At 67.6% G+C, this 8,019-nt stretch carries 9 protein-coding genes and 1 pseudogene; 9 read left to right on the top strand and 1 reads right to left on the bottom strand.

Going from position 1 to position 8,019, the window contains the following annotated elements; all coding sequences use genetic code 11:
* Positions 1–290 (bottom strand): annotated as a pseudogene (locus JMF86_RS15120) (flagellar biosynthesis protein FlgA); the annotation flags it as partial.
* Positions 291–494: 204 nt separating this feature from the next.
* Here JMF86_RS15120 and flgB point away from each other — a divergent pair.
* The 9 genes from flgB to flgJ are packed head-to-tail and all read left to right on the top strand — an operon-like array spanning position 495 to position 8,012.
* On the top strand, positions 495–983 hold the full coding sequence (gene flgB / locus JMF86_RS15115; RefSeq protein WP_027807823.1) for a flagellar basal body rod protein FlgB: 489 nt from the start codon (positions 495–497) through the stop codon (positions 981–983).
* 51 nt (positions 984–1,034) lie between these two features.
* Positions 1,035–1,460: a flagellar basal body rod protein FlgC gene (flgC, locus tag JMF86_RS15110; RefSeq protein ID WP_006477560.1), complete on the top strand. Its 426-nt coding sequence runs from the start codon at positions 1,035–1,037 to the stop codon at positions 1,458–1,460.
* Positions 1,461–1,519: 59 nt separating this feature from the next.
* On the top strand, positions 1,520–2,266 hold the full coding sequence (flgD, locus tag JMF86_RS15105) for a flagellar hook assembly protein FlgD (protein WP_006477561.1): 747 nt from the start codon (positions 1,520–1,522) through the stop codon (positions 2,264–2,266).
* Positions 2,267–2,293: 27 nt separating this feature from the next.
* The gene (gene flgE / locus JMF86_RS15100) at positions 2,294–3,535 is read left to right on the top strand and encodes a flagellar hook protein FlgE (RefSeq protein WP_006477562.1); all 1,242 of its coding nucleotides are present in this window, start codon (positions 2,294–2,296) and stop codon (positions 3,533–3,535) included.
* A gap of 19 nt (positions 3,536–3,554) precedes the next feature.
* Entirely contained in the window at positions 3,555–4,313 is a 759-nt protein-coding gene (flgF, locus tag JMF86_RS15095; protein ID WP_006477563.1) for a flagellar basal-body rod protein FlgF, read from the top strand.
* A 34-nt stretch (positions 4,314–4,347) separates the two neighbouring features.
* Positions 4,348–5,136 carry a flagellar basal-body rod protein FlgG gene (gene flgG, locus JMF86_RS15090; RefSeq protein WP_006477564.1) on the top strand — a complete coding sequence of 263 codons (789 nt, stop codon included), beginning with the start codon at positions 4,348–4,350 and terminating at the stop codon, positions 5,134–5,136.
* A 21-nt stretch (positions 5,137–5,157) separates the two neighbouring features.
* Complete coding sequence (flgH, locus tag JMF86_RS15085) at positions 5,158–5,847, top strand: flagellar basal body L-ring protein FlgH (RefSeq protein WP_054928144.1); 690 nt, start codon at positions 5,158–5,160, stop codon at positions 5,845–5,847.
* Positions 5,848–5,852: 5 nt separating this feature from the next.
* Complete coding sequence (locus JMF86_RS15080) at positions 5,853–7,028, top strand: flagellar basal body P-ring protein FlgI (protein ID WP_054928156.1); 1,176 nt, start codon at positions 5,853–5,855, stop codon at positions 7,026–7,028.
* On the top strand, positions 7,029–8,012 hold the full coding sequence (gene flgJ / locus JMF86_RS15075; protein WP_054928143.1) for a flagellar assembly peptidoglycan hydrolase FlgJ: 984 nt from the start codon (positions 7,029–7,031) through the stop codon (positions 8,010–8,012). It begins immediately after the preceding gene.
* Positions 8,013–8,019 lie beyond the last annotated feature (7 nt).

Raw genomic sequence — 8,019 nt, 5'->3', positions numbered from 1 at the left:
GGTTGCGCCGCGTAGTCGCTGCCGGTCGCGGCGCTCGCCCCGCCAACCGCGCGCTGCAGGCCTGAGGCCGAAGCCGAAGCGACGCCCGCATTCCCGCCGAACTGCCCGCCGCTCGCCGCATTGGCGTGCGCGAGCGCGGTTTCGGCCGTCTCGCCGCGTCCGGGAATCACGATCATCCCGTCGTCCGCATGGGCGGCAGGCGCGGCGATCCACAGCGCCGCGGCGAGCGCGAACGCGCGCCGGACGTGCGTGAGCCGCCCGTTCCTGTCGCGAAGTGCGTCGCCCGTCATCGCCGTGTCCTCGATCCGTTGATCCGCTTCGCATTCTAGGGAGCCGGGGCGTCGCGCAAACGATGAATAGAGGGGGCCTTTGCCGCGTTATTCGTCCGATTGCCGGTTGCGTCCCGCGCCTACCATCGCTGTCATGGAAAAAAGCCTCTCGGGTCGCCATCCGGTGCGAGGGGCGTGCAGCGCTTCATACGGAGAGACGCACACATGCTGGACAAACTCGATGCGGAATTCGCGTTCGGCCGACAGGCGCTCGACGTGCGCGCCTACCGGCAGGAACTGCTGTCGTCGAACATCGCGAACGCCGACACGCCCGGCTACCAGGCCCGCGACGTCGATTTCGCGTCGACGCTCGCGCGCTCGCTGAAGCAGACGAGCGGCGGCCTGGCGCCGAGCAACGCCGCGCAACTGCCGATGACGCAGCCGGCCGGCGTGACGAGCGGCATGTCGATGGTGTCGACGGCGGCGGGCCACATGGCCGGCACCGCGAAGCTGATCCCGACCGGCGGCCCGGCGGACGACTACGGCCGCGCGCAATACCGGATGCCGCTGCAGCCGTCGCTCGACGGCAACACGGTCGATCTCGACGTCGAGCGCGTGCAGTTCGCGAACAACGCGCTGCACTACGAAACCGGGATGACCGTGATGACCCAGCAGATCAAGGCGATGATCGCCGCGATCACGACGAACTCGTAACGAACTCGTAAGCGCCGCTTCCGAATCCGGACTCGAACACAAGGAGCCTCCATGCCTTCGTTGATGAACATCTTCGGCGTCGCCGGTTCGGCGCTGTCCGCGCAATCGCAGCGCCTGAACGTCACCGCGTCGAACCTCGCGAACGCCGACAGCGCGACCGGCCCCGACGGCAAGCCGTACAAGGCCAAGCAGGTCGTGTTCGCGACCGACCCGCTGGGCGGCGCACGTACCGCGTCCGGCCAGGGCGTGGGCGGCGTGCGCGTGACCAAGGTGATGGACGACCCGTCGCCGATGAAATCGACCTACGACCCGGCGAACCCGGCCGCCGACGCGAACGGCTACGTACAGATGCCGAACGTCGACCCGGTACAGGAGATGGTGAACATGATCTCGGCATCGCGCTCGTACCAGGCCAACGTCGAGACGCTGAACACCGCGAAGACGCTGATGCTCAAGACGCTGACGATCGGCTCGTAAGCCGCGCGCCGCCGACCTGACCGACCCGACACCGACAGTTCCGACAGAAGGCCAACAGGATGACTTCCTCCAACACGACGATCGGCAGCAACGGCACCAGCGTGTCGACGCTGCCGACCGACACGATGAACACCAACAACGTGTCGTCGACCAACGGCACGTCGGCGAGCGACCTGCAGGCGACGTTCCTGAAACTGCTCGTCACGCAGCTGCAGAACCAGGACCCGACCAGCCCGGTGGACAGCTCGCAGATGACGTCGCAGCTCGCGCAGATCAACACGGTGAGCGGCATCGCGCAACTGAACACGTCGCTCACGTCGCTGTCGACGCAGCTCGCGGCTGGCCAGCAGACGCAGGCCGCGCTGCTGATCGGCACGAACGTGCTCGCGCCGGGCAACTCGGTCGCGGTGAAGAGCGGCGCGGCGTCGCCGTTCGGCGTGTCGCTCGCGAGCTCGGTGTCGAACCTGACGATCACCGTGAAGAACTCGGCGGGCGCCGTCGTGAACACGATCAACGCGGGCGCGCAGTCGGCCGGCACCGTGCCGTTCAACTGGACCCCGACCGACGCGGCCGGCAACGCGCTGCCGGACGGCACGTATACGGTCAGCGCGTCGTACACCAACAGCGCCGGCACGCCGCAGGCGGCCACGACGCTCGCGGCCGCGCAGGTGCAGAGCGTGGTCAAGCAGGCGGACGGCACCGCGGGGCTCGTGCTGTCGAACGGCACGACGGTGGGGCTCACCCAGGTTGCGTCGATCTTCCCGAACACGAAGTCGTCCTCGTCCGGCGACACCACCACCAACTGATCGAGCTTTCCTGTAACGGAGAACGAAATGGGTTATCAACAGGGTCTGAGCGGCCTCTCGGGCGCATCGAACGCGCTCGACGTGATCGGCAACAACATCGCGAACGCGAACACGGTCGGCTTCAAGTCGAGCACCGCGCAGTTCGCCGACATGTACGCGAACTCGGTCGCGACGTCGGTCAACACGCAGATCGGCATCGGCACGACGCTGAACTCGGTGCAGCAGCAGTTCGGCCAGGGCACGATCAACACGACGAACTCGTCGCTCGACGTCGCGATCAACGGCAATGGTTTCTTCCAGATGTCGAACAACGGCGTGACGACGTACTCGCGCGACGGCACGTTCCAGCGCGACAAGAACGGCTACATCGTCAACGCGCAGGGCATGAACCTGATGGGTTACATGGCCGACAAGAACGGCGTGCTCAACACCGCGCAGACCGTGCCGCTGCAGGCGCCGACCACCAACATCGCGCCGACCGCGACGACCAAGATCACCGGCCAGTTCAACCTGAACTCGCAGGACACGGTGCCGGCCAAGACGCCGTTCAACGCGGCCGACACCACGACGTACAACTACTCGACGTCGATCCAGGTGTACGACTCGCTCGGCGGTTCGCAGGCGGTCAACATGTACTTCGTGAAGTCGGCGGCCGGCACGTGGGAAGCGTACGCGGGCGTGCAGGGCGGCGCGACGAACGATCTCGGCACGATCACGTTCGATACGTCGGGCGCGATCAAGAGCACGACGACGGGCACGCCGGCCACGCCGACCGCGTCGCTCGGCCAGTTCCAGTTCACCGTGCCGAACACCGACGGCTCGGCGACGCCGCAGAATCTCACGCTCGACCTGACCGGCACGACGCAGTACGGCGGCAAGGACGGCGTGAACAACCTCGCGCAGGACGGCTACGCGAGCGGCACGCTCACCACCTATTCGATCGGCACCGACGGCAAGCTGACCGGCAACTACTCGAACGGGCAGACCGCCGTGCTCGGCCAGATCGCGCTCGCGAACTTCAACAACCCGAACGGGCTGGTGAACCTCGGCGGCAACCAGTATGCGGAATCGGCCGCATCGGGCGTGCCGCAGGTGTCGGCCCCGGGCAGCACGAACCACGGCACGCTGCAGGGCAGCGCGCTCGAGAACTCGAACGTCGACCTGACGTCGCAGCTCGTCAACCTGATCACCGCGCAGCGCAACTACCAGGCGAACGCGCAGACGATCAAGACGCAGCAGACCGTCGACCAGACGCTCATCAACCTGTAAGCGCGGATAACCGGCAGCCATGGACCGACTGATCTATACGGCGATGACGGGCGCGTCGCAGTCGCTCGACCAGCAGGCGATCGTCGCGAACAACCTCGCGAACGCGTCGACGACCGGCTTTCGCGCGCAGCTCGCGACGTATCGCGCGGTGCCGATGAATTTCGGCGACGGCAGCAACATCGACCCGACGACGACGCGCACCTACGTGCTCGCGTCGACGCCCGGCGCCGATTACGCGCCGGGTCCGATCACGCGCACCGGCAATCCGCTGGACGTCGCCGTGCAGGGCCCGGGCTGGCTGTCGGTGCAGACGGCCGACGGCAGCGAGGCGTACACGCGCGCCGGCAACCTGCACGTCGACGAGAACGGCCAGCTCGTCAACGCGAGCAACCTGCCGGTGATCGGCAACGGCGGCCCGATCTCGGTGCCGCCGAACGCGGAAGTGACGATCGGCAAGGACGGCACGGTGTCCGCGCTGATGCCGGGCGACCCGCCGACCGCGGTCGCGATCGTCGACCAGATGAAGCTCGTCAATCCCGATGCGGCCACGCTCACGCGCGGCAACGACGGGTTGTTCCGCACCGCCGACGGCAATCCGGCCGACGTCGACCCGAACGTGGTCGTCACGCCGAATTCGCTCGAAGGCAGCAACGTGAACCCGGTGACCGCGATGGTCGCGATGATCGACAACGCGCGCGCATTCCAGCTGCAGTCGAAGCTGATCCAGACGGCCGACCAGAACGAGCAGACGGCGAACCAGTTGCTCAACTTCAGCTGAGCGCCCGCGCCAGCTTACGCAGGAGAATCGACAAATGAATCGTTCGCTCTACATCGCCGCCACCGGCATGAATGCGCAGCAGGCGCAGATGGACGTGATTTCGAACAACCTCGCGAACACCAGCACGAACGGCTTCAAGGCGTCGCGCGCGGTGTTCGAGGATCTGCTGTACCAGACCATCCGCCAGCCCGGCGCGAACTCGACGCAGCAGACCGAGCTGCCGTCGGGCCTGCAGCTCGGCACCGGCGTGCAGCAGGTCGCGACCGAGCGCCTGTACACGCAGGGCGGCCTCACGCAGACCGGCAACTCGAAGGACGTCGCGATCAACGGCGCGGGCTTCTTCCAGGTGCTGATGCCGGACGGCACCAACGCGTACACCCGCGACGGCTCGTTCCAGACCAACGCGCAGGGCCAGCTCGTCACGTCGAGCGGCTACCAGGTGCTGCCGGCGATCACCGTGCCGCAGAACGCGCAGTCGCTGACGATCGGCAAGGACGGCGTCGTGTCGGTCACGCAGCCGGGTTCGAGCAACGCGGTGCAGATCGGCTCGCTGCAGATCGCGACCTTCATCAACCCGACCGGCCTCGAGGCGAAGGGCGAGAACCTGTTCGCGGAAACGACGTCGTCGGGCGCGCCGAACGTGTCGCAGCCGGGGCTGAACGGCGCGGGCGTGCTCAACCAGGGCTACGTCGAGGCGTCGAACGTGAACGTCGTGCAGGAACTCGTCAACATGATCCAGACGCAGCGTGCCTACGAGATCAACAGCAAGGCCGTGACGACGTCCGACCAGATGCTGCAGACCGTCACGCAGATGAAGAGCTAACCGGAACGTCCCGTCGCAGCCATGAAGCAGGTTCGCCTTTCCTCGTCAGCCACCGTCCGCGCCGCCTGCGCGGTCGCGGTGGCGGCGCTCGCCGGTTGCGCGCAGATTCCGCGCGATCCGATCATCCAGCAGCCGATGACGGCGCAGCCGCCGATGCCGATGTCGATGCAGGCGCCCGGCTCGATCTACAACCCCGGCTACGCGGGGCGGCCGCTGTTCGAGGATCAGCGCCCGCGCAACATCGGCGACATCCTGACGATCATGATCGCGGAGAACATCAACGCGACCAAGTCGTCGGGCGCGAACACGAACCGGCAGGGCAACACCGACTTCAACGTGCCGACCGCCGGCTTCCTCGGCGGGCTGTTCGCGAAGGCGAACCTGTCGGCGACCGGCGCGAACAAGTTCGCGGCCACCGGCGGCGCGAGCGCGGCGAACACGTTCAACGGCACGATCACGGTGACCGTCACCAACGTGCTGCCGAACGGCAACCTCGTGGTCAGCGGCGAGAAGCAGATGCTGATCAATCAGGGCAACGAATTCGTGCGTTTCTCGGGGGTCGTCAATCCGAACACGATCTCGGGTGCGAACTCGGTTTACTCGACGCAGGTCGCCGACGCGAAGATCGAATACTCGTCGAAGGGCTACATCAACGAAGCCGAGACGATGGGCTGGCTGCAGCGCTTCTTCCTCAACATCGCGCCGTGGTGATGACGATGCAGCTGCCTCTTTTCCGTCGCCTGTCGTTTCGTGCACTCGCCGTCGCGCGGTTTGCCGCCTTCGTGATGGCCGCCTGCGTGCTCGGCGCCGCGCCCGCGCACGCGGAACGCCTGAAGGATCTCGCGCAGATCCAGGGCGTGCGCGACAACCCGCTGATCGGCTATGGCCTCGTCGTCGGTCTCGACGGCACGGGCGACCAGACGATGCAGACGCCGTTCACTACGCAGACGCTCGCGAACATGCTCGCGAACCTCGGCATCTCGATCAACAACGGTTCGGCCAACGGCGGCCCGTCGTCGCTGAACAACATGCAGCTGAAGAACGTCGCGGCCGTGATGGTGACGGCCACGCTGCCGCCGTTCGCGCGGCCGGGCGAGGCGCTCGACGTGACCGTGTCGTCGCTCGGCAACGCGAAGAGCCTGCGCGGCGGCACGCTGCTGCTCACGCCGCTGAAGGGCGCGGACGGGCAGGTGTACGCGCTCGCGCAGGGCAACATGGCCGTCGGCGGCGCGGGCGCCAGCGCGAACGGCAGCCGCGTGCAGGTGAACCAGCTCGCGGCCGGCCGGATCGTCGGCGGCGCGATCGTCGAGCGCGCGGTGCCGAACGCGATCGCGCAGATGAACGGCGTGCTGCAACTGCAACTGAACGACATGGACTACGGCACCGCGCAGCGCATCGTGTCCGCGGTCAACTCGAGTTTCGGCCCGGGCACCGCGACGGCGCTCGACGGCCGCACGATCCAGCTCGCGGCGCCGGCCGATTCGGCGCAGCAGGTCGCGTTCATGGCGCGGCTGCAGAACCTCGACGTGAGCCCGGACAAGGCCGCCGCGAAGGTGATCCTGAACGCGCGCACCGGCTCGATCGTGATGAACCAGATGGTCACGCTGCAGAGCTGCGCGGTCGCGCACGGCAACCTGTCGGTCGTCGTCAACACGCAGCCGGTGGTGTCGCAGCCGGGGCCGTTCTCGAACGGGCAGACGGTGGTCGCGCAGCAGTCGCAGATCCAGTTGAAGCAGGACAACGGCGCGCTGAAGATGGTGACGGCCGGCGCGAATCTCGCCGACGTCGTGAAGGCGCTGAACACGCTCGGCGCGACGCCCGCGGACCTGATGTCGATCCTGCAGGCGATGAAGGCGGCCGGCGCGCTGCGCGCCGACCTCGAGGTGATCTAAATGGCAGCCACGCTCCCCAACGCAAACGACCTCACGCAGCGCTTCGCGCTCGACGTGCAGGGTTTCGACGCGCTGCGCGCGCAGGCGAAGCAGTCGCCGCAGGCCGGCGCGAAGGCGGTGGCCGGCCAGTTCGACGCGATGTTCACGCAGATGATGCTCAAGAGCATGCGCGACGCGTCGCCCGACGGCGGGCTGTTCGATTCGCATACGTCGAAGATGTACACGTCGATGCTTGACCAGCAGCTCGCGCAGCAGATGTCGACGCGCGGGATCGGCGTCGCCGACGCGCTGATGAAGCAGTTGCTGCGCAATGCGGGCGCCGGCGCGGGCAGCGATACGGCGGCGGATGTGGGCGCGGGCGGCATGGGCGCCGGCGGCCTCGGCACGGCCGGCAACGAAGGCAGCCTCGCCGCGATGAACGCGATGGCGAAGGCCTATGCGAACGCGGCGAACAACGGCGGGCTCGCCGGTGCGCGCGGCTATTCGGCCGGCAGCGCGCTGACGCCGCCGGTCAAGGGCGCGAGCGGCGTGCAGGACGCGGACGCGTTCGTCGACCGGCTCGCGGCCCCCGCGCAGGCGGCCAGCGCGACGACCGGCATCCCGGCGCGCTTCATCGTCGGCCAGGCCGCGCTCGAATCGGGCTGGGGCAAGCGCGAGATCCGCGCGGCGGACGGCTCGACCAGCTACAACGTGTTCGGCATCAAGGCGAACAAGGGCTGGACCGGCCGCACCGTGTCGGCGCTGACCACCGAATACGTGAACGGCACGCCGCGCCGCGTGGTCGCGAAGTTCCGCGCGTACGACTCGTACGAGCACGCGATGACCGATTACGCGAACCTGCTGAAGAACAACCCGCGCTACGCGGGCGTGCTGAGCGCGAGCCGCAGCGTCGAGGGCTTCGCGCACGGCATGCAGAAGGCCGGTTACGCAACCGACCCGAATTACGCGAAGAAGCTGATCTCGATCATGCAGCAGATCGGCTGACGGGCCC

The organism is Burkholderia sp. E168m15 (genome assembly GCF_016586105.1).
GTDB lineage: Bacteria > Pseudomonadota > Gammaproteobacteria > Burkholderiales > Burkholderiaceae > Burkholderia > Burkholderia orbicola.
Note: the sequence above shows the minus strand (reverse complement) of the source record. Positions and strands in the feature narration are given on the sequence as shown.

What these genes read in the sequence shown, in the direction of transcription:
- flgH (WP_054928144.1), top strand. Translation starts at nt 5,158, where the DNA reads ATGAAGCAGGTTCGCCTTTCCTCGTCAGCCACCGTCCGCGCCGCCTGC.
- flgF (WP_006477563.1), top strand. Translation starts at nt 3,555, where the DNA reads ATGGACCGACTGATCTATACGGCGATGACGGGCGCGTCGCAGTCGCTC.
- flgB (WP_027807823.1), top strand. Translation starts at nt 495, where the DNA reads ATGCTGGACAAACTCGATGCGGAATTCGCGTTCGGCCGACAGGCGCTC.
- flgJ (WP_054928143.1), top strand. Translation starts at nt 7,029, where the DNA reads ATGGCAGCCACGCTCCCCAACGCAAACGACCTCACGCAGCGCTTCGCG.
- flgE (WP_006477562.1), top strand. Translation starts at nt 2,294, where the DNA reads ATGGGTTATCAACAGGGTCTGAGCGGCCTCTCGGGCGCATCGAACGCG.
- flgD (WP_006477561.1), top strand. Translation starts at nt 1,520, where the DNA reads ATGACTTCCTCCAACACGACGATCGGCAGCAACGGCACCAGCGTGTCG.
- flgG (WP_006477564.1), top strand. Translation starts at nt 4,348, where the DNA reads ATGAATCGTTCGCTCTACATCGCCGCCACCGGCATGAATGCGCAGCAG.
- JMF86_RS15080 (WP_054928156.1), top strand. Translation starts at nt 5,853, where the DNA reads ATGCAGCTGCCTCTTTTCCGTCGCCTGTCGTTTCGTGCACTCGCCGTC.
- flgC (WP_006477560.1), top strand. Translation starts at nt 1,035, where the DNA reads ATGCCTTCGTTGATGAACATCTTCGGCGTCGCCGGTTCGGCGCTGTCC.